The sequence below is a fragment of the Micromonospora sp. 15K316 genome, from assembly GCF_004348525.1.
Classification (GTDB): domain Bacteria; phylum Actinomycetota; class Actinomycetes; order Mycobacteriales; family Micromonosporaceae; genus Micromonospora.
This window is the reverse complement of sequence record NZ_SMKG01000117.1, coordinates 1-17,614: the sequence shown is the minus strand read 5'-3', so window position 1 is coordinate 17,614 and position 17,614 is coordinate 1. Positions and strand designations below refer to the sequence as shown.

Below are 17,614 nucleotides of genomic sequence, written 5' to 3'. Positions count from 1 at the left end.
GTGGTCGGGGGCGGTGGGCCGCGCGGACTCTGCCGGCCGGCTCGAAACGTCGCGCCCAAGGTGCGGCTGGGTCGGTGCTCCGGCGGCGGTGGCGAAGCCGCCTCCCGTGTCGGCGGGAGACGCCGGACGGGCGGCGCCGGGCCACGGTGGTGGGGCGTCGAGCGGCGCGACCGGATGGGTCGGCGGCCGGTCGGCCTCCGCGGAGGACCAGTGGGGGTGTCCCGGCTGGGCAACGCCGGCCGCGGGAGGCGGGTTCGTCCGGCGCTGGGGCAGTTGGTCCGGCGGCGCGGCCGGGTGCGGGGCGACCTGACCCGGGCCCGACGGCGGCGTGGCCGGCGCGCGGGGCGGCAGCACGGGGTCGGGCCAGGAGTTCCGGGGGCGGTCGGCGCCCGGCTCGGCGCGGTCGACCTTGGGCAGGAACGCCGTCGGCTCGTCGGCCTGGCCGCGATGCCGCCCCTCGGGCCGGTCGTCGTCGTTCACGGGAACACCTTCGCCGCGCGGTTCACTGGAGCACCTTCGCCGAGCGCAGCGCGGTCGAGTCCTCGAACGCCGGCACGGTCACCGTGGAGACGTCCTCCCGGTAACCGAGCTGGTAGTGCTCGACGGCGTCCCGGAACAACTGGACTCCCTCGGACTCGGCGAGAGCCTTCTGCAGGGAAGTCGGATCGCCGATCGCTACGATCTTGAATGGTGGGGAGTACACCCGGCCGTGCAGCAGCAGGGTGTTACCGACGCAGCGTACCGCGCTGGTGGCGAGTACGCGGACGTTCATGATTGACATGGCCTCCGCGCCGCCGGCCCAGAGCGCGTTCACCACCGCCTGGACGTCGCCCTGGTGGACCACCAGGTCGTCGTTGCTCACCCCCTCGGGCAGGCGCTGGTCGTTGCGCCGGGGCGCGTCGTTGAGCTCGACAGTGACGCCGACCCCGGCCAGCGCGGTGAAGCCGGCCGACTGGAGGCTGCCGGAGGCCCGGTCCTGCTGGGCCCGGATCGGGCCGTCCTGCTCGCCGAGCGTGGTGGTCCGCTCCTCGATGTCCTGGCGCAGCGTCGCCGCCTCCCGCTCGCTCGCGGCGACCTGCTGCCGGCGTTCCTCGATCAACTGGGTGAGCTGGGGGCGCCGGTCCTCGCGCAGGGCGGTGCCGCCGGCGGTGGTCGCGGTGGTGGTGAAGAGCAGCCCGGCCGCGGCGGCGATCAGCGGCACCCCGATCGACCAGCCCGGTCGCCGCTGCCGCGGGCGCCGTGGCAGCAGCCCGGCGACGACGCGCCGGAGCACCTTCTGCCAGGAGGCGGCGCCGGATGTGTACTCCACCGAGCGTTCCTTCCCGTCGTCCTCACGTCGCGACCGGGGCGGGGATCCGAATACTTTCGCCTTTTCCGGTCACTCCTCGCACCGGCCTGACCCCATTCGTGGCTTGGACGGGTCTTCCGGACTACGCTAGCTGTCGAACATTATTGGCCATGGACCGTCGCCCCCGCGCCCGGTTGTCAGGCCGGACGAGGTCGCAATAACCCCCTCTGGAGAGCGTCGTGCCCAAGTCTCAGGTCCGCAAGAAGAAGGTGTACACCCCGCCGACGGACGTACGCCCGACGGCGACGGCGGCGACGCGCAAGCCTAGCCCGGTGTGGCTGCCGATCGCCGCGGTCGCGCTGATCGTCGTCGGCATCGGTTGGCTGGTGGTCTACTACCTCTCCGAGCAGGCGTACCCGGTCATGTCGTGGGGTTACTGGAACCTCGCGGTGGGCTTCGGCGCGATGGTCGCCTCGCTGATCCTGCTCTCGCGCTGGCGTTGATCCGCGCGGCGGTCACGGCCGCCGTGTCCTGGGTCGATCCATCTCACTCGACGTTGCCCCCGCCCGGCGGTTTCGGGCGGGGGCCCCTATGGTGTGCGCAGGGCGGCGCGGCCCGGGTGCGAGATGACTCACGTTACTGCTGGGTAACCTTGCGCGTAGGCTGCACTTCATGACCGGGTGGAGCGCGGTCATGGATCGGTCCGGTCGAGGGCAGGGCAGCGGCGGCGCGTCGCTCGCGGCCTGAGCCGGCCCGGTCGCCGAGTCGCTCGACAGGCAGCAGACCGGGAGGCCAACTCGATGGGCAGCGTCCAGATCGTCGCCACGATCCTCGCGGCCGCCATCACCGCGGTGGCGGTGGGGCTTGCGGTACGCGCGGTCCTGAAGATGGTGGCCGTGATCCGGCTGGGTCAACCGGCACCCGAGCGGTTCGGCGACAAGGGCACCCGCACGAGGACGATGCTGGTCGAGACCGCCGGCCACACCCGGATGCTCAAGTGGAGCGTGGTGGGCGCGGCGCACTGGTTCGTGATGGTCGCGTTCATCGTGCTGTCGTTGCTGGTGCTCGAGGCGTACTTCGAGGTGGTCAGCACCGGGGGCGAACTGCCGATCATCGGGCACTGGACGGTCTTCGGCCTGGCCACCGAGATCATCGGCGTGCTCGGCCTGGTCGGCATCCTCGTGCTGATGGCGATCCGGCTGGGTAACCGGCCCAGCCGGCCGGGCGGACGCTCCCGGTTCACCGGCTCGACCATGTGGCAGGGCTACTTCGTCGAGTGGGTCGTGCTGCTGGTACTGATCTTCGGCTTCCTGATCCGCGGCTTCAAGGTCTCCACCGACCACTTCGAGTACCCGGTCTGGGCCACCCCGGTCAGCCACGCGCTCGGCAACGCCCTCCCGGCCTGGGAGGCCGGCGTCAGCGTCGCCGCCCTCATCAAGATCGTAATCTCGATGACCTGGCTCATCGTGATCTCGTTGAACGTCACCATGGGCGTGGCCTGGCACCGCTTCCTGGCGTTCTTCAACATCTTCTTCAAGCGTGAGCCGGCGAAGCCCGCCGGCTCCGGCCTCGGCGCCCTGCGCCCGATGACCAGCAACGGGAAGCCGCTGGACTTCGAGGAGGCCGACCCGGAGAAGGACCAGTTCGGCGTCGCCCAGGTGGAGCAGTTCACCTGGAAGGGGCTGCTCGACTTCAGCACCTGCACCGAGTGCGGCCGCTGCCAGTCGCAGTGCCCTGCCTGGAACACCGGCAAGCCGCTGTCGCCGAAGCTGCTCGTGCTGAGCCTGCGGGACCACGCGTACGCCAAGGCGCCGTACCTGCTTGCCGGCGGCGGCAAGGACCTCACCGGCGAGGAGAAGGCCACCGCCGCGCAGCTCGCCCACGTCGACGTGCTGGCCCTCGCCGAGGGCGACAAGCCGCTGGTCGGCACCGCCGAGTCCGGCGGTGTCATCGACCCGGACGTGCTCTGGTCCTGCACCACCTGTGGCGCCTGCGTCGAGCAGTGCCCGGTCGACATCGAGCACGTCGACCACATCGTCGACATGCGCCGCTACCAGGTGCTCATCGAGTCGAGCTTCCCGTCCGAGGCCGGCGTCATGCTCCGCAACCTGGAGAACAAGGGCAACCCGTGGGGCGCCCCGCAGAGCACCCGCGAGGACTGGACCAAGGGGCTCGACTTCGAGGTGCCCCGGGTCGGCGAGGTCGACGACTTCGAGTACCTCTTCTGGGTCGGCTGCGCCGGGGCGTTCGAGGACCGGGCGAAGAAGACCACCCGCGCCGTCGCCACGCTGCTGAACGAGGCCGGCGTCTCCTTCGCGATCCTCGGCGAGGGTGAGACCTGCTCGGGTGACCCGGCCCGCCGGATCGGCAACGAGTTCGTCTTCCAGATGCTCGCCCAGCAGAACGTCGAGACGCTCAACGAGGCGTTCGAGGGCAGGGAGAAGAGCAAGCGCAAGATCGTCGCCACCTGCCCGCACTGCTTCAACACCCTCGGCAACGAGTACGACCAGCTCGGCGGCGAGTTCGAGGTCGTTCACCACACCCAGCTCCTGGCCCACCTGGTGGCCACCGGCAAGCTCACCCCGGTGCAGCCGGTCGACGGTGGCGTCACCTACCACGACCCCTGCTACCTGGGCCGGCACAACCGGGTCTTCGCCGCGCCGCGAGAGGTGCTGGGCAGCGCCCTGGGCGATGCCGGGATCACCGAGATGCCGCGCAACAGTGAGCGCTCCTTCTGCTGCGGTGCCGGCGGCGCCCGGATGTGGATGGAGGAGAAGATCGGCAAGCGGATCAACGTCGAGCGCGTCGAGGAGGCCATGGCCACCGGCGCCAGGACGGTCGCGGTCGGCTGCCCGTTCTGCTCGACGATGCTCAGCGACGGCGTGAACGGCAAGGGCGCCGGCGAGCAGGTCGAGGTGATCGACGTGGCGAGCGTGCTGCTCCGCTCGGTCAAGCCCGAGCAGGCTCAGGGCGACAAGGAGACCGAGCCGGTCGCCGGCTGAGGCGTACGCCCGGGGCGGTGGTGGCGGCTACCCGCCACCGCCGCGCCTCCGGCGCGCTCAGGAGGCCGTGGTGGTGATGATCGCCGCGAGCGGGCCGTCGACGACCGCCACCCGCTCGGCGACCGTTCCAGCAGCAGCGCACCCGCGAGACCGTAGGCCGAGGTGCGGCGAGCCGAGCCGGGTGACGCCCGACGTCGTCCTAGCCGAGCAGGGCCAGTTCGTGGGCGGGATGAGGTGCGGCACGGCCGGACGTGAGTCGCGTCCCGCCGGCGGAACCGGCACACATGGTAGGCGGCTCGTCGTACGGGAGTGACGACGCGCGGGCTCGCCTTGATTCCGCTCCGGCGCTTCCCTATCGTGGGGCACCGACCGCTGTGGACGTCTGCCCTCGCCCCCTTCCCCTCTGCGAGGCGCCCGGCGGTCGGTCACAAAGGAGTCGGTGCCGGTGGCAACCATGCCCCCCCATCGTCACGCACCGGGACGTTCCGCTCGTCCGGGTGGCCTGCGCCGGGCTGCCCACCGCCTGCTCACACTGGTCGCCGCTGCGGCCGTCGGCGCCGGCATGCTCGCCGCGCCGGCCCACGCCGCGCCCACGGTCGAGGAGATCGAGGCGCAGATCGACAAGCAGTGGGAGCAGCTGGAACCCACGATCGAGCAGTACAACAAGGTGCGGGCGCAGCTGAAGGTCAACCAGAAGAAGTCGACCCAGCTGGAGAAGAAGATCGAGCCGCTCAGTCTCCAGACCGAGCTGGCGATGACCCGGGTCGGTGACCTCGCCTCCCGTTACTACATCAGCGGTCCGTCGCAGGATCTCGGCGCATTGCTGGTCAGCGCCAAGCCGGACACGCTCACCGAGCAGCTCACCATCCTGGATCGGCTGGCCCGTCAGGAGCACAAGCAGGTCGAAGGCATTCTGAAGATCCGCGCCAAGTACGACACGGAGAAGCAGAAGCTCGACGCGCTCATCACCACCCAGACGAAGCAGCAGAACGAGCTGGCCAAGAAGAAGAAGAACATCGACGCCGAGATCAAGCGGCTCGAGAAGCTGCTGCCGAAGTCGGTGGTCATGCCGGAGAACTGCCCCACCGTCAAGGGGGTGGTCAGCGAGGCGGCCCGCACCGCGATCCAGACGGCCTGCAAGCAGGTCGGCGACCCGTACGTGTGGGGTGCCACCGGTCCGAACGCCTTCGACTGCTCCGGCCTGACCCAGTACGCGTACAAGGCCGCCGGGATCAGCCTCACGCACTTCACCGGCGCGCAGTGGAACGAGGGCAAGGCCATCCCGCGTTCCGAGGCCCGCCCGGGTGACCTGGTCTTCTTCTTCAGCGACCTGCACCATGTCGGGCTCTACCTCGGCAACGACCAGATGGTCCACGCGCCACGGGCCGGGAAACCGGTCCAGGTGACGAGCATCAACTACATGCCGGTCGCCGGCTTCCGACGACCCGGCTGATCCACCGCGAACGTCGTGAACGTCGAGAGCCCCCGGTCGACCGACCGGGGGCTCTCGTGTCTCTCGGGATGCAGACCGGCGCGGCGCCGGTGACCGCTGGTCAGCGGGGCGCGCCCACCGGGGACGGGAGCAGCAGCACGTCGTCGAGGTTGACGTACATGATGCGGTGCCCGAACTGGATCTGCACGTACCGCAGGTCGCCCCGGATCACCGTCCAGTCGCCCGGCGACGAGCCGTCGAAGGTGGTGGCCTTGTAGTACTCGCTCGGCAACACGTCGCCGACGGCGTACCGCTGACCGGCGGCGAGCGTGTACTGCAACGGGGAGATCGTCTGGTAGGCCACCCCGGCCGGGTAGGCGGCCTGCTCCGGGTACGCCCGACCGTAGACCGGGATCGTCGCCTTCCCCGGCTTCGGGGTCACCACGAAACCGGTCGCCCACTTCGCCGTCGGGGCGGAGGCGGGGTTGTGGAACCACGCCTTCTGGCCGAGGTACCAGATCGCCGTCCAGTCGCCGCGCACCTCGGCCACCGCGTACGTCTGGCCGGCCGAGGCCCGGGCGCCGTGGTCGGAGATGTACATGGTGTTCGGCGAGCCGTCCGGGCGCAGACCCAGGTCGTTGACGAGCGGCGCGTCCTGGCTCGGCGCGCTGTGCAGGACGACCGCGGAGGAGCCCCGCAGCGGGCAGGGCTCGGCCGGCGGCGGCGGGTCCGGCACGCCCGGCGGCTGCCGGTTGCAGCCGACGAACGCCGGCCGGTTGGTGGTGAGGTCCGGGTCGATGGTGACCAGACCCGTCCGCGTGGTGCCGGTGCTCCGGAACGGCGCCTTCAGCAGGTCGAAGTAGTGCGACCAGTCCCAGTACGGGCCCGGGTCCCAGTGCATGCCGGCCACCGTCGAGGCCACGGTGCCGGGAACGTTGTCGTGCCCGATGATGTGCTGCCGGTCCAGCGGGATGCCGAACCTCGACGCCAGGTACCGGACCAGCTTGGCCGAGGCGCGGTACATCGCCTCGGTGTACCAGGTGCCGTGGCCGGCGAAGCCCTCGTGCTCGATGCCTATCGACTTGGCGTTGACGTACCAGTTGCCGGCCTGCCAGCCGACGTCCTCGGCCTTCACGTGCTGCGCGACGTGGCCGTCCATCGAGCGCAGCGTGTAGTGCCAGCCCAGATAGTCGGCCTGCTGCACGAGGCCGACGCTGGGCGCGTAGTACCCCTCGGTGTCGTGGATGACGATGTACTCGATCTTCTGCTGGGCCGGCCGGTCGCCCAGGTCGTGGTTGCCGTAGTCGCCGGCGCCCGGCCCGTACTGCTCGTACGGCGCCGGGATCCACTCGCAGCCGAGCCGCGCCGGGCACTCCACCCCGTCCCGCCGCTGCGTGTCCCGCAGGCCGAGCCGGCGCAGCGTGCCCGCCTGCGCGGTCACCGCCCGGGCCTGGAGGACGACCTGGTGGCCGTCGTCGGTCCGCCGGCTCGCACCGAGTCGGATCTGGTCGTACACCTCGTCGGCGAAGGCGGTCGCCGTCTCCTCGGTCTCCGCGCCGGAGTAGCGCGCCACCGCGGCGTACCAGGCTCCCGGGTCGGTCCCGGCGCCCACCGGGCCGCCCACCTGCTTCTGGTACGAGGCGAGCAGCGCGGCACCGCCGCGGATGTTGGTGGCGGGGTCGGTGCGGAGCGCGTCGGCGTCGGCCCCGGTGAGCGCGGCGGCGGCCTGGAGGGTCCGGAGCGCCGCGGGTGCGGGCGCGCTCGGTACCGCCCTTTCCGTCGGGCCGACGGTCAGTGGCCGGGACGTGTCGCCCCGTGGGTCCTCGCCCTCGTCGACGTGGAACCCGGCGGGCGGGCCTGCGACGTGGGCCGCGTCGGTGAGGTGCAGCGGTCCGTATCCGCCGCTCGTGCTGGGTGTGCCGGCGTGGGTGTCCCACCGGGATTCCAGGTACGAGACGCCGAGCAGGATGCTCTCCGGCACCCCGTACTCCGTCGCCGCGGCGGCGTACTGCTGCTGGCGGTCGCCGGCCGGGGCGGCCGCGGCCGGACCGCCGGTGAGTGGCACGGCCGCGGTGGCGCTGACCACCGCGGCGGTGAGCAGGGCGAGTCTGCTCCTCGACATGGTTGATCGGTGCATCGAACCCCCAGTTCCAGGACGGGTCAGGTATTGGTCACCTTCGCCCCGCCGACACGCCGTGGTCAATACCTTTCGGTCCTCCTGAGAAATCCGAAGAAAATATTCGAGCGTCGCACGACTGGTGCGTCGGGCCGTTCCGGACACGGAGTGTCACCGCCCGAAGGGTTGCGGATCGGTAACGCCCCTCTCTAGTCTGGTCAATCGTCGGCCGGTAGCAGGTCCGTCCACCCAGGGCGGTAACGGTCCGACACCGCCGAGTCGCTCGCCGAGCGAGCCGGGGAACCAGGTTCCCGGGGTGAATCCGCAGTCACTGCGGTAGGGTGCCGACCTTCCCGCCCGAACCCGTCAGCTAACCCGGTAGGCGGTCAGGGAAGAAGGAGCCCGGTGGCCCACCATGCCCCGCGGCCTCCGTCCGGACGGTCGGCGACAGCCGGCCCGACGACGGGTGCGCCGCGTCCACGCTGGTCCCGCATCACCACCGTCCTCGCCGCCGTCATCGGCGTCGGCGTCGTCCTGACCGGCGGCGCCACCGCGGCCCACGCCGACCCGTCGATCGCCGAGATCGAGCGCCAGATCGATCAGGACTGGAACAAACTCGAACCCGTCATCGAGCGGCACAACGCCACCCGTCAGGAACTCACCGCCAAGCGCCGGCAGGCCGACGCGCTCGCCGCCCGGATCAAGCCGCTGCAGCTCCGGATCGACCAGGCGATGGAGAAGGTCGGCGTGCTCGCGGTGCGGGCGTACAAGGGCGAGAGCATGTCCACCGTCAACGCGCTGCTCGGCAGCCACTCGCCGGGTGACGTCGTCGGCCAGCTGGAGCTGCTCGACCGGTTCGCCCACAACCAGCAACAGGACGTCGCCCAGGTCGTCGAGCTGCGCGACCAGCTGGCCCGGCAGAAGGCGCCGCTGGACGAGCTCGTCACCGAGCTGACCCGTACCGAGGCCCAGCTGGCGGCGAAGAAGAAGCAGATCAACACCGAGATCGACCGGCTGCAGAAGCTGCGGATCAAGGTGTACGGCGACGGTGGCGGCGGGCCGCTACGGCCGGCCCCGTGCCCGGCGACCTATCCGGGTGGCGCCGCCGGCGTGGCGGTGAAGTTCGCCTGCGCCCAGATCGGCAAGCCCTACGTCTGGGGCGCCGACGGGCCCGACTCGTACGACTGCTCCGGGCTCGTGCTCGCGGCCTGGGCCAAGGCCGGGGTGTCGCTGCCGCACAACGCCGCGCAGCAGCGCCGGGCGACGAAGACGGTGAGCCGGGCCGACCTCCGCCCCGGCGACCTCGTCTTCTACTACAGCGACCTGCACCACGTCGGCATGTTCGTCGGCAACGGATGGGTGGTGCACGCCTCCCAGGCCGGAGTGCCGATCAAGATGAAGAAGCTCGACGACGGCCCGATCCACAGCTTCGGCCGCCCCGACTGATCCGTGGGCAGGGGTCCCTTCCCGCCGCGAAGCGGTGTGGGAGGGGCCCCTTCACGTTCCCGGCGCGAGGCGCGAGGCGTGCGGCCGGAAAGCGACCCGACCGGTCGGTCAGCGGGTCGGCCAGGTACGCCAGTTCTGCCAGGCCCGGCTCGGGGTGGGGCCGCGCTGCCCCTGGTAACGCGAGCCGTAGACGGCCGAACCGTACGGGTGCTCGGCGGGCGACGAGAGCCGGAAGATGCAGAGCTGACCGATCTTCATGCCGGGCCAGAGCGTGATCGGAAGGTTCGCCACGTTCGACAGCTCCAGCGTCACGTGGCCGGAGAAGCCCGGGTCGATGAAGCCGGCGGTGGAGTGGGTCAGCAGACCGAGACGACCCAGGCTCGACTTGCCCTCCAGCCGGCCGGCGAGCTGCTCGCCGAGCGAGATCACCTCAAGCGTCGAGGCGAGCACGAACTCCCCCGGGTGCAGCACGAACGGCTCCCCGTCGGGGACCTCCACCACCGATGTCAGGTCGTCCTGCTGCTGCGCCGGATCGATGTGCGTGTAAAGGTGGTTGTTGAAGACCCGGAAGAGCCGGTCGAGGCGTACGTCGATGCTCGACGGTTGCACCAGGGTGGGCTCGAACGGCTCCAGCCCGAGCGTGCCGGCCTTGATCTCGGAGACCAGGTCGCGGTCGGAGAGCAGCATCGGACCACCATAGCGAGCGTCGTTCGGGCGGCTCGAATCCGGTGCCGGTGAGCAGCGCGTCGCGTCGCGCGATCGTACATTTGTTCGATAGAATGCCCGCATGGCTTCCTGGTCCGAATTCGCCGCTGACGAGCCCCGGCTCGCCGACGGGATCCGCGTTCTCATGCAGCAGTACGGTCCGGGCTTCGGCTACCTGGCCACGGTCCGTGCCGACGGCGGGCCCCGGGTGCACCCGGTGTCGCCGGTGATCACCGACGAGGGGCTCTTCTGCTTCATCATCGACTCGCCGAAGCGGCGTGACCTGGAGCGGGACGGGCGCTACGCGCTGCACTCCTTCCCGCCGGAGGAGAGCGACGACGAGGCGTACGTGGCGGGCCACGCCCGTCCGGTCACCGACCCGGCCCGTGTCGCCCGGCTCGCGGCGCGCGCCGGAGCGGCGCCGCAGGTCGACTGGCGGCTCTTCGAGTTCACCGTCGACGTGGCGATGCTGTCCCGGCGTGACGCCAGCGCCGGCGGGCCGGGCGAGGGCTGGGGCCGTCCGGCCGTGCAGGTCTGGCTCGACCCGCACGCCAGCGCTCAGCGGGTCGATCCCGCCCCCGTCGTGCCGCAGACCCGTCCCGGCCGCCGCGGGCGCCGCGACGTCCAGCGCTCGGCGGCCTGATCGCGTCCTGGGGGCGAGACGCCGGGGCCGGCCCCGTGACGGGGCCGGCACCGGTCGTACCGGGCGACGTCAGGCCGCGCGGTAGGCGTTCCACGCGGTCAACATGCGGCTCGCCTGCCCGGGGGTGAACTGGTGCATGCACGAGTCGTAGGTGTAGTCCATGAAGTTCGTGATCGGGTCCAGGCCGGGCGCGCTGCAGGTGTTCCGGCCGGTCGGGCACTCGTACGCCGGGGTGGCCTCGGCGGGCGTGTCCGCGACGCCGTCGCCCGAGCCGGAGCAGCCGCCCTGGAAGGTGTGGTAGAGGTTCAGCCAGTGGCCGACCTCGTGGGTGGCGGTGTCGCCCTGGTTGTAGTTGGCCTCGGTGCCGCCCGGCAGCGACTCGTTGAGCACGACGACGCCGTCGGTGCTGCTGAGCCGCCGCTGCGGAAAGGTCGCCCAGCCGAGCAGGCCGGGGGTCACGTCCCCCAGGTAGAGGTTCAGGGTGTTCTTGCCGCCCTCGCGCAGCGCCGTCTTCATCGCGCGCTCGGCGGAGGAGCCGTCGATGATCGGGTACCACGACGGGTTGACCACTCGATTGATCTTGCTGAGCTGGAAGGCGAAGGCCGTGGGCGCCCCGCCGGTCGCTCCGCTGTACGCCTGATTCAACACGGCGATCTGGTTGTTGATCATCGAGTCCGGGATGTTCCCGCCGACCCGCGTGCTGTCCTCCTGGATCACGTGCACGACCACCGGGATCGTGACGGTGGCGAGCGGCGCGACAGCCCCCGTACGCCGGCTGGCGCGCTCACGTAGCGCCGCGGCCAGGTCGGCCTCGCGCTCCTTGATCTGCGTGGCCGTCAGCTCGTTCGGTTCGTGCTTGGCGGCGCCGCCCGCCTTGACGCGGGCGCCGGCGTGCACGTCGGCCGGCTCGACGCAGGTGCCCCCAGGGGCGGCGGAGAAGGCCGAAGCGGCCGGAACGACACCCACCGCGGCCGTGCTGAGCAGCAACGCGAGGGTCGTGGACGCGACGCCGGCGGCACGCCGGGTCAGCAGGTTGGGACGGAGTCCCATGGGCCCACCTCTTTCTGGCGGCGCAACGGAAGGTGTGTCACGCCGTGGCTGAAAACGTGAGGCAGACGCTACAAGCCATCGAGAGATTTGAGAACACCTATACCTTGCCGTGGTGAAACCACTTGGCGAGTGGGTGCCGCCCCTGTATGCCGGGCGGCGCGGCCCCGCCGTGCGCGAGGGGCGAGCCGGTGTGCCGCGGGGGTACCTGGATGCGGGGGGCTGGTGACTCAGGTACAGTGGTGCCGCCTGCGGGTGTAGTTCAATGGCAGAACATCAGCTTCCCAAGCTGACAGTGCGGGTTCGATTCCCGTCACCCGCTCCAACCGAAAGGCCCTGATCAGGACGCGAGTTCCGGTCAGGGCCTTCGATGCTCCAAGGTCAAGGATCATCCGGCGTGCCATTAGCGTGCCATTAGCCCTGCTCGCCGTTGGCTTCGTCCCGATCGGCCGACCGCTTGCGTGTCCAGCCGGCCCAGCTCAACCCCGCCCAGGTACGGCACGACGTGCTTGTCCAACAGCCAGCCGTACAGGTGGATCGTTCGGGGTCGCAGGTTTGGCCGCTGGTCGATCCAGCGCCGCGCGTAGTCGCGAGCTTCACCTTGGCCCGTTCCGGGTCGATCCACTCCCGCCGGGCTATCTGTGCCTCGACCAGCGTGAGGTACCGGTCCGCGTCGGACTTACGGGCGAACGTCTCCGGTGCGTTCCGCATCCGGCCGTCCGGACCCGGGTAGCGGGCCTGATACCGCCCGGATGGCAGCTTGCGGACGTTGCCGAACCGCCGATGCCCTTCCTTGTTCACCATCAGGCCACCCGCCCCAGGTCACGCCACACGGTGGAGGCGGTCATCGGCTCTACCCGACCGGCATCGACATGGGCGTCTACGTCCGAAGCCTTGAGGCGGACGCTGGGCCCGACCTTGTGGAAGGCGATGCGCCGCTGGGCGACCAGTCGACGCACGTAGCGAGCGCTCATCTTCATCCGGGCGGCGGCTTCCTCCACCGTCAGCACCTCATCCACCGCCGTCATACCTCCCCGCTCTCGGTGATGTTGTGGTCCGTTGCCGAACACTGGGCAGTGCCTGGTTACGTCTCGCGGCGTCCAGCTGCGCCCGCCATTGGATGCGCCCGGAGATGGCCCGCAGCACCCGGTGACCGAGAGATGGGACGTCGGGGTCGGTGGGTTTGGCGAGTTCCCAGGCGTGCCGCACAGTGTCGGAGCCGGTCGGGGGCGGTGCCGGCGTCGGTGGTGACGCCGAGCAGCGCCTTGACCCACTCCTTCCGGTCGGCCCGGTGGTCGGCCAGGGTCTTTCCCGACCACTGCCGGGAGATGAGGACGCGTCGGCCACCGATGCCGAGGGTTTCCCGCTTGTGGACCTTGTTCTTGCAGTTCCCCGGCCGCAGCCCCTGCTTGGCTTTCTTGGGTTGGATGCCGTAGAGCAGCCAGTTGGCGCACCGCTCCGAGCAGGGCGTGTGGCGTAGTTCGGCCCAGAGCCGTTCCAGGTGCGCCCGCTGGCGGCCGGTAGTCACTCTGGATGTTCGCAGCAACGATGGGCCAGGGAGCACGACATTGGTCTCCCACCGGGCGTGCCTCGCTGGCCGCATCCCTTCCGAAAACACGGGTGAACAAGCAAGGGTGCTCAAGGTCGGGAGACCTGACACCTGATAGCACCGACGGGCCATCCACGGGCCATCCACGGGCCAGTAACCGTGGCGCCCAGCGGTCATGAGGGGGCACGAACGGCACCCGGCTCTGCCCATGGCCGCAGGCGTTTCGGGCGTCACGACCGGTTGAGCACGCTCTTCCAAACTGACGGTGCGGGTTCGATTCCCGTCACCCGATCCAACACAAAGCCCCAGCTCAGGACAGGTTTCCTGGCTGGGGCCTTGATCATTGCTACCGCTTCTTGCGCTGGCTGTGCCCGCTACGTGCCCGATCCCCTGCTCTGCTTGATCTGTGAGTTCCCCCGCTTTGATGGAGCGGTGGTTACCTGCTGCCGGCCGGCATGTCAGCCTCAGCCTGCCGGATCCGGTTTCTGAGCGTCTCGTGATGCACGCCAAGCTGCTCAGCCAGGCGCCGGGCCACCGGCTTCGGGTCCGACTCGCGGTACAAGCGCACAGCGCGCTGGCGTAGCTCATCGGGGTACTTCTTCGGTGCTGCCACGGACGACTTCCTCCCCACGGCCATCAGACCATGATCAAGAAGCTCCACGAAAGCGGGGGTAGCTCACCGGCGAGAGCTGGCGCTCGCACTGGCACTACCCGGCGGCGAAGACACAGGCTTGTTGCTCGCCGCCTCGGTCGTTGCAGACGGATACTTCATCGCCGAGCCTGGCTTGCTGTATCGAAAGCACCCTGACCAGATCACCGCGCAAGCCGACTGGACCGCCATCGAAGAGTGGCAGCTGCGCATGAGCCTGATCGAATCCCGAGCAGTAGCACTCCAACGCCTAACCGTCAGAACAATCGTCTGAGCTTGCGGGATAGATAAAGATCCACGCGGTTCGTATCTCGCGAAGCATGGGACTGGGGCAGGAACTAGGTTTACCGGGTTACAGAGCGGCGCCGCGCCGATGGCCGATTCTTGGTCCACAGCGTCATTGGCCGTGGGTGCTCGTCGCCCTGGTTCACCGTCGGCGGTTCAGCCACCGCCACGACCAGCGACGCCCGCCCGGTGCGAACCGGGCGGGCGTCAGTCGTTCGAGGACTCAACGGCCGGGCAGCGTAACAGTCGGGTCGAGGGCGATCCCCAGCTGCTGCGTCCCGCTGAGGGTGAATTTGCCCTTCGCGTTCGCGGCGAGCGTCACCCTCAGCCACGTGCCGTCGCCCCGCCGTACGTCTACCTCGCGCTGCGTGGCGACGCCGTCGGCGCGTCGGGTCGTGGTGGTGCGGTGCCGCTCACCGCGCGGGCCCGTACCCACCTCGCAGGCCCGGGTCGGCGCGGGCTCGCCGCAGACCAGGTCGCCCGCCGGAGCCGCGTCGCGCCGCCGGATGTCCACCGACAGGAGCCCGGCCACGTTCTTCACCATGACCCGGCCGTAGCCCCAGTAGGTGTCCGTGGTGTTTCGGCTCTCGGCGCCCCGGTCACTCCACCCCGCGCCCAGGTCGTTAGCGGTGAAGACCGGGCCTTCGCCCTCCGCGCCGGTGACGCCCGGGCCCTGCCGCTGTATCGCGGCGAGCACCCAACTGTCGATCAACTGCCGGCGGGCCCGCGTATCCCCGCGAAGCGGGTCCGCGGCTACCGCGGCCACCGCCGGATCGAGCGCCAGGGCGGTCAACTGCGCGGGGGTGAGCGGCGGGTCCTCGTCCTCGCCCATGATTTGGGCGTAGATGACCACGCCGTCCGGCCGTTTCACCCACACGCTGTGTGACATGGTGAATCCCGTCGGGCTCCGACCGGAATGGGTGTCCGGGTTGCGTGCGGAGCGGGTCTGGATCGTCTCGCCGTCAGGTCCGGTCGTGGTGGCACAGCGGTTCTTCTTCACCTGGTCGGAGGGGCAGGGCAGCAGCGGCCCCCAGTCCAGCGGGATGCCCACACTGAGGTGGCCGGCCCGGTCGCCGGAGCGGACCCGCCCCTGGCCCATGTAGCCGTCCGGGGTGTAACCGGTTGTGCTCGCCCCGGAGTTCCAGACCCCCGAGCCCTCCCACGCGCCGTTCTGCAGTACCCATTCGAGATCGGGCGCCACCCGGCCCATCGCCTCGAAGAGCGCCATGTCGGTGGGGGTGAAGGCCTGTTTGTGGCCGAGGGCCGGGGTACGGACCGTCGGACTCGGACTCGGCGCCGCCGGCGGGACGGCCCGGGGGCGACCGGTGGTGGCGGCCACGCCGACGGTGATCGCGGCCACCGTGACGGCCGCCGCCACGATCGCGGTGTGCCGGCGCAGCCGGAGCCTGCGACGCTGCCGGGCGATGACCCGACCCAGGTCGATGGAGCTGGGTGGGATCTCGCCGACGGCCTCGTTGAAGATTTTCCGGTAGCTCACGCGCCCTCCCCACTCGCATCGACCGATGCCAGAGTGCGCAGGCTCTCCAGGCCGCGCGCCGCCTGGCTCTTCACCGTTCCCGTGCTGATCCCCAGCGCCCGGCCGGTCTCCTCGACCGAGAGGTCGCAGTAGAAGCGCAGCACCACCACCGCCCGGCGACGGGCGGGAAGCTGCGCCAGCAGGTCGAGGAGCAGCTCCCGGTCGGCCAGCGTCACCTCCGGCAGGTTCGTCTCGACCCGGTCGGGCAGTTCGTCGGTGGACCTCTCCCGGCGCCACGGCCGGCGGCGCTCGTCCAGCCAGGCGTTGGTAAGCATTCCCCGGACGTACGCGTCGACGTGCTCCATGCGGCGCACCCGGCGCCAGTGCCGGTAGAGCTTGCCGACGGTGATGGAGACCAGGTCGTCCGCCGTGTGCCAGTCCCGGCACAGCAGGTACGCGGTGACCCGTAACGGTTCCAACCGGGCGCTCACGAACTGCCGGTACTCGTCCTCGTCGGCCTGGTTCACCGAGGAGGCCCTTGCGTTCGTCTCATGCCTGGGGAACGGAGGCACCCGGCGCGCAGGTTGCCCCGGCCCCGGAAGTCGGCATGGATGGCTTCGTCAACGTTCCAGGATCGCCGTCACGCCCTGGCCGCCGGCGGCGCAGATCGAGATCAACCCGCGTCCGCCGCCCTTCTCGGCCAGCAGTTTGGCCAGGGTGGCCACGATCCGGCCACCGGTCGCCGCGAACGGGTGCCCGGCCGCGAGGGAGGAGCCGTTGACGTTCAGCCGGTCCCGGTCGATCGCGCCGAGCGGGGCGTCCAGCCCGAGCCGGTCCGCGCAGAACTCGGGCGACTCCCACGCGGCGAGGGTGGCCAGCACCTGTGAGGCGAACGCCTCGTGGATCTCGTAGTAGTCGAAGTCCTGAAGGGTCAGCCCGGCCCGGGCGAGCATCCTGGGCACCGCGTACGCCGGGGCCATCAGCAGCCCCTCGTCGCCGTGCACGAAGTCGACGGCCGCCGTCTGCGACCAGGTGAACCAGGCCAGCACCGGAAGGCTCCGCTCCCGCGCCCACTCCTCCGAGGCGAGCAGCACTGTCGACGCGCCGTCGGTGAGCGGCGACGAGTTCCCGGCGGTCATGGTGGCCTGCTCGCCGTCGGGCCCGCGAACGCCGAAGACCGGCCGCAACGCGGCCAGCTTCTCCAGGCTGCTGTCGGGACGGAGGTTCTGGTCGCGGGTGAGCCCGAGGTACGGCGTCATCAGGTCGTCGAAGAAGCCCCGGTCGTACGCGGCGGCTACCCAGCCGCCAACGTGAGGCCGGCCGGCTGCCGGAAATGTCCGGCTGGGGGTCACCGAGGGCGACCACGAGGCGGGTGTGGGCGTCGATGGCGACCTGCAGATTGGTGCTGTAGCGGTGGTTCTTGCTCGGGGCGGCCAGGCGGTGGTCCCGGGTCGGGATCAGGGTGCCGTCGACGACGTTGATCTGGTCGACTCGACGCCGGCGCACCGGCGCCAAGGCGAGGAGGAGGCCGAGCGTGTCGATGACCCGGTGCGCCGCCGAGTGCGACACCCCGAACAGCGGGTCGATCTGGCGCATCGTCAGGTTCGTGCGCCGGTACGCGGCGACCAGCAACACCCGATCCGGGAGGTCGAGAGACCACTGCCGGCCCGGCCGACCATCAGCGATCGCATCACCACCAGGCTCGGCCACCGGCTTGACGAGGCGGCGGAACTGGGCGGGCTGCAGTCCGGTAAACGGGAAGATCCACTCCGGGCGAGCCGCCGAGATCACCTGCACCCCTTCATGATCCACCATGGACCGGTCGCCGAGTTACGAGACATCCCTTAGCTTGATCTTTAACCTCCGAGGTTACTGTCGGGGCCCCGGCCGATCACGGAAACAGCCCTTGGTCGATGATCTTCTTGTCTAGGGAAGAACATCAATAACCAAGGGCTGTTCTGGTGATCAGTGTGCA

General features: G+C 70.3%; 16 protein-coding genes, 1 tRNA gene, 3 pseudogenes and 1 riboswitch. Of the genes and pseudogenes, 7 read left to right on the top strand and 13 right to left on the bottom strand.

The genetic code is table 11. The features are described 5' to 3' along the window. Together E1211_RS20775 and E1211_RS20770 are read right to left on the bottom strand one after the other, a co-directional pair. A pseudogene (locus E1211_RS20775) lies at positions 1-480 on the bottom strand (hypothetical protein); the annotation flags it as partial. 22 nt (positions 481-502) lie between these two features. Continuing rightward, positions 503-1,309 (bottom strand): DUF881 domain-containing protein, encoded by an 807-nt coding sequence (locus E1211_RS20770; protein ID WP_132350673.1) that lies wholly within the window; start codon positions 1,307-1,309, stop codon positions 503-505. 218 nt (positions 1,310-1,527) lie between these two features. Between E1211_RS20770 and E1211_RS20765 the strand changes: the two genes are divergently transcribed. The 3 genes from E1211_RS20765 (at position 1,528) to E1211_RS20755 (ending at position 5,743) form a co-directional block, all read left to right on the top strand. Beyond that, entirely contained in the window at positions 1,528-1,791 is a 264-nt protein-coding gene (locus E1211_RS20765) for a cell division protein CrgA (protein ID WP_132350672.1), read from the top strand. 297 nt (positions 1,792-2,088) lie between these two features. Beyond that, on the top strand, positions 2,089-4,290 hold the full coding sequence (locus tag E1211_RS20760) for a (Fe-S)-binding protein (RefSeq protein WP_132350671.1): 2,202 nt from the start codon (positions 2,089-2,091) through the stop codon (positions 4,288-4,290). A 439-nt stretch (positions 4,291-4,729) separates the two neighbouring features. Then, complete coding sequence (locus E1211_RS20755; protein WP_371686180.1) at positions 4,730-5,743, top strand: NlpC/P60 family protein; 1,014 nt, start codon at positions 4,730-4,732, stop codon at positions 5,741-5,743. Positions 5,744-5,843: 100 nt separating this feature from the next. Here the strand turns inward: E1211_RS20755 and E1211_RS20750 are convergent, their stop codons facing one another. After that, the gene (locus E1211_RS20750; RefSeq protein ID WP_243709624.1) at positions 5,844-7,844 is read right to left on the bottom strand and encodes an N-acetylmuramoyl-L-alanine amidase; all 2,001 of its coding nucleotides are present in this window, start codon (positions 7,842-7,844) and stop codon (positions 5,844-5,846) included. Positions 7,845-8,100: 256 nt separating this feature from the next. Continuing rightward, positions 8,101-8,238: riboswitch (cyclic di-AMP (ydaO/yuaA leader) on the top strand. Positions 8,239-8,243: 5 nt separating this feature from the next. On the opposite strand from E1211_RS20750, the gene E1211_RS20745 reads away from it, so the two are divergent. After that, positions 8,244-9,284, top strand: coding sequence for an NlpC/P60 family protein (locus tag E1211_RS20745; protein ID WP_132350668.1), 1,041 nt, complete (start codon positions 8,244-8,246; stop codon positions 9,282-9,284). 108 nt (positions 9,285-9,392) lie between these two features. Here the strand turns inward: E1211_RS20745 and dcd are convergent, their stop codons facing one another. Next, entirely contained in the window at positions 9,393-9,971 is a 579-nt protein-coding gene (gene dcd, locus E1211_RS20740) for a dCTP deaminase (RefSeq protein ID WP_132350667.1), read from the bottom strand. A 100-nt stretch (positions 9,972-10,071) separates the two neighbouring features. Here dcd and E1211_RS20735 point away from each other — a divergent pair, with 100 nt between their 5' ends. Next, a complete protein-coding gene (locus E1211_RS20735; protein ID WP_132350666.1) occupies positions 10,072-10,632 on the top strand; it encodes a pyridoxamine 5'-phosphate oxidase family protein in 561 nt (186 codons plus the stop codon). A gap of 69 nt (positions 10,633-10,701) precedes the next feature. On the opposite strand, the gene E1211_RS20730 is transcribed toward E1211_RS20735, so the two are convergent. Then, positions 10,702-11,682: a zinc metalloprotease gene (locus E1211_RS20730; protein ID WP_132350665.1), complete on the bottom strand. Its 981-nt coding sequence runs from the start codon at positions 11,680-11,682 to the stop codon at positions 10,702-10,704. 248 nt (positions 11,683-11,930) lie between these two features. Here E1211_RS20730 and E1211_RS20725 point away from each other — a divergent pair. After that, positions 11,931-12,004: transfer RNA gene (locus E1211_RS20725), tRNA-Gly, on the top strand. Between the two features lie 89 nt (positions 12,005-12,093). On the opposite strand, the gene E1211_RS20720 is transcribed toward E1211_RS20725, so the two are convergent. The 4 genes from E1211_RS20720 to E1211_RS33950 form a co-directional block, all read right to left on the bottom strand. Continuing rightward, positions 12,094-12,483 carry a hypothetical protein gene (locus tag E1211_RS20720; RefSeq protein WP_207915450.1) on the bottom strand — a complete coding sequence of 130 codons (390 nt, stop codon included), beginning with the start codon at positions 12,481-12,483 and terminating at the stop codon, positions 12,094-12,096. After that, positions 12,483-12,707, bottom strand: a complete 225-nt coding sequence (locus E1211_RS20715; protein ID WP_132350664.1) for an excisionase family DNA-binding protein — start codon at positions 12,705-12,707, stop codon at positions 12,483-12,485. Before E1211_RS20715 ends, E1211_RS20720 begins: the two co-directional genes overlap by 1 nt. Before the next feature lie 56 nt (positions 12,708-12,763). After that, positions 12,764-13,282, bottom strand: coding sequence for a replication initiator (locus E1211_RS33485; RefSeq protein WP_371686182.1), 519 nt, complete (start codon positions 13,280-13,282; stop codon positions 12,764-12,766). Between the two features lie 382 nt (positions 13,283-13,664). After that, positions 13,665-13,865, bottom strand: coding sequence for a transposase (locus E1211_RS33950; protein ID WP_371686181.1), 201 nt, complete (start codon positions 13,863-13,865; stop codon positions 13,665-13,667). Positions 13,866-13,959: 94 nt separating this feature from the next. Between E1211_RS33950 and E1211_RS20700 the strand changes: the two genes are divergently transcribed. Beyond that, a complete protein-coding gene (locus E1211_RS20700) occupies positions 13,960-14,151 on the top strand; it encodes a hypothetical protein (RefSeq protein WP_207915449.1) in 192 nt (63 codons plus the stop codon). Positions 14,152-14,385: 234 nt separating this feature from the next. On the opposite strand, the gene E1211_RS20695 is transcribed toward E1211_RS20700, so the two are convergent. The 4 genes and pseudogenes from E1211_RS20695 to E1211_RS20680 form a co-directional block, all read right to left on the bottom strand. Then, positions 14,386-15,660 (bottom strand): hypothetical protein, encoded by a 1,275-nt coding sequence (locus tag E1211_RS20695; RefSeq protein ID WP_132350662.1) that lies wholly within the window; start codon positions 15,658-15,660, stop codon positions 14,386-14,388. After that, positions 15,657-16,166, bottom strand: coding sequence for a SigE family RNA polymerase sigma factor (locus tag E1211_RS20690; RefSeq protein ID WP_132350661.1), 510 nt, complete (start codon positions 16,164-16,166; stop codon positions 15,657-15,659). The genes E1211_RS20695 and E1211_RS20690 overlap by 4 nt, the downstream gene beginning before the upstream one ends. A 93-nt stretch (positions 16,167-16,259) precedes the next feature. Then, positions 16,260-16,937, bottom strand: a pseudogene (locus E1211_RS20685) (acetyl-CoA C-acyltransferase); the annotation flags it as partial. A 40-nt stretch (positions 16,938-16,977) separates the two neighbouring features. Continuing rightward, a pseudogene (locus E1211_RS20680) lies at positions 16,978-17,436 on the bottom strand (transposase family protein); the annotation flags it as partial. Positions 17,437-17,614: the final 178 nt, after the last annotated feature.